Source organism: Azospirillum sp. B4, from assembly GCF_000333275.1.
Taxonomy (GTDB): Bacteria; Pseudomonadota; Alphaproteobacteria; order Azospirillales; family Azospirillaceae; genus Nitrospirillum.
Genome location: NZ_BACU01000092.1, coordinates 1 through 2,454 on the forward strand (window position 1 = coordinate 1; position 2,454 = coordinate 2,454).

Sequence of the window (2,454 nt, forward strand, 5' to 3'; positions counted from 1 at the left end):
GGGGCTGACATTATTGGATGGGTTGCGGCGCTGCTGCTGTTCCTGACGCTGGCCTGCCAATCTGGGACGCAATGGCGGGAGGGGTCGACCAAAGGTGTGTCGCCCTGGCTGTTCGCCGGGCAGATCGCTACCTCCATCGGCTTCGTCATCTATTCCTGGCTGCTGGGCAACTGGGTGTTCGTCACCACCAACGCCCTGATCCTGGCGGTGGCTGTGGTGGGCCAGTGCCTGTACCTCAGCCAGTGCCGCAAGCGGCCGGCCGGGGCGGACGCCAAGGTGGCGGCCAGGGCGACGGAATGACGGACGGGTCGGGCCTGGTCTATGTCTGCGATGGCGACCCCGGCATCCGGCGGCAAAGGTCGGGGTCGGGCTTCCGCTATCGGTCGGCTGACGGCGCCCCCGTGCGGGACCAAGCCCTGTTGGCCCGCATCAAGGCCCTGGTCATCCCGCCGGCCTGGACCGACGTCTGGATCTGCGCCGACGCCAACGGCCATCTGCAGGCCACCGGCCGCGACGCCAAGGGGCGCAAGCAGTACCTGTACCATCCGGCCTTCCGCCAGGCGCGGGATGGGGCGAAATTCCAGCACCTGCTGGCCTTCGCCCGCCGGCTGCCGCGGATCCGTGACCGTGTGGCCAGGGACCTGGCCCGTCCCGGCCTGCCGCGCGACAAGGTGTTGGCCACTGTCGTCCACCTGCTGGGAACCACGTTGATCCGCGTGGGCAACGCCGACTATGCCCGCGCCAACAAGAGCTATGGCCTGACCACCCTGCGCAGCGCCCACGTCAGCGTGGAGAAGTCGTCCCTGCGCTTCGACTTCAAGGGCAAGAGCGGCAAGCTGTGGCGCCTGAAGGTGACCGACCGGCGCGTGGCCCGCATCGTCAAGGCCTGCCAGGAATTACCGGGCCAGTCCCTGTTCCAGTACCTGGATGACGATGGCCACAGGCATGAGGTCAGCTCCGCCGACGTCAACGCCTACCTGAACGCGGCGACGGGCGGCCGGGGCGAGGGCGTCACCGCCAAGGATTTCCGCACCTGGGCCGGCACGGTGATGATGGCCCTGGCGCTGAATGACAGCCCGGCGCCGACCAGCCCGACCCATGGCCGGCGCATGGTTAACGCCGCCCTGAAACAGGTCGCGGCCCGGCTGGGCAACACCGTGACCATCTGCCGCCAGTGCTATGTCCACCCGGTGGTGATGGCGGACTACCTGGCCGGGCGCTTCACGCTGCGCATCCGGCGGGACGGCGCCTTCGGCCTGCCACCGGAGGAGGCCGCCGTTCTGACCCTGCTGCGCCGGGCCGGCAAAGAAACGGCGATGGCAAGCGGAACCTGAGCTGTCGCGCCGGGTTGTGCCTGCATCTGTTGCCAGCCGGAGAGCACATCCATGGCCGAACCCCACTTTGACGACATGCCCGTGACCCCGGTGCCGCCCACGCCCAGCCCGACGCCCGACGCCATGGCCCCGACCGCGCCACGATCGGCGGCGCCTAGCGTGCCCTTCGTTGGCGGTGACACGGCCAAGCAGCGTGACCTGGCGGCGGACAGCCAGGAGGCGGGATCGGCACTGACGACCAACCAGGGGCTGAAGATCAGCGACGACCAGAATTCGCTGCGCGCCGGTCCCCGGGGGCCGACGCTGATGGAAGACTTCCACCTGCGGGAGAAGATCACCCACTTCGACCATGAACGCATCCCGGAACGGGTGGTGCACGCGCGCGGCGCCGCCGCTCACGGTGTCTTCCAGGTCTATGAGCCGCTGACCGATCTCACCACCGCGACGCTGTTCCAGGATCCGGCGAAGGAAACGCCGGTGTTCGTCCGCTTTTCCACCGTCGCGGGCTCGCGCGGGTCGGCCGACACGGTGCGCGACGTGCGCGGCTTCGCCGTCAAGTTCTATACCGAGGAGGGGGTGTGGGACCTGGTGGGCAACAACATGCCCGTCTTCTTCATCCAGGATGCGGTCAAGTTCCCCGACCTGATCCACGCGGTGAAGCCCGAACCGCACAATGAGATCCCACAGGCCCAGTCCGCCCACGACACCTTCTGGGATTTCGTCTCCTTGACGCCGGAATCCGCCCACATGCTGATGTGGGTGATGAGCGACCGTGCCATCCCCCGCAGCTACGCCACCATGGAGGGCTTCGGTGTCCACACCTTCCGCCTGGTGAATGGGCAGGGGAAGGCGCGCTTCGTCAAGTTCCACTGGAAGCCGCTGAAGGGCGTTTTCAGCCAGGTGTGGGACGAGGCGCAGAAGACCGCCGGCAAGGACCCCGACTTCCACCGCCGTCCAGGGTCTTGTGCCCGGCCTGCGCCAGGAAAGCCTCGGCCAGGGGCAGGATGTCCGCCCGCCGTTCCCGCAAGGGCGGCAGATGGATGGGGATGACATGCAGCCGATAGAACAGATCCTCCCTGAAGCCGCCCTCCCTGACCTGTGGCGCAGGTCGCGGGGGGGC

General features: G+C 68.1%; 2 protein-coding genes and 1 pseudogene. All 3 read left to right on the forward strand.

Annotated elements, in window-relative coordinates; all coding sequences use genetic code 11:
* The coding region (locus tag I55_RS04630) for a hypothetical protein (protein ID WP_044559336.1) at positions 1-300 on the forward strand (300 nt) is incomplete at its 5' end.
* Positions 297-1,334 (forward strand): DNA topoisomerase IB, encoded by a 1,038-nt coding sequence (locus I55_RS04635; protein WP_044559337.1) that lies wholly within the window; start codon positions 297-299, stop codon positions 1,332-1,334. The genes I55_RS04630 and I55_RS04635, both read left to right, overlap by 4 nt.
* A 123-nt stretch (positions 1,335-1,457) precedes the next feature.
* Positions 1,458-2,288, forward strand: a pseudogene (locus I55_RS04640) (catalase); the annotation flags it as partial.
* Positions 2,289-2,454: the final 166 nt, after the last annotated feature.

What these genes read in the sequence shown, in the direction of transcription:
- I55_RS04635 (WP_044559337.1), top strand. Translation starts at nt 297, where the DNA reads ATGACGGACGGGTCGGGCCTGGTCTATGTCTGCGATGGCGACCCCGGC.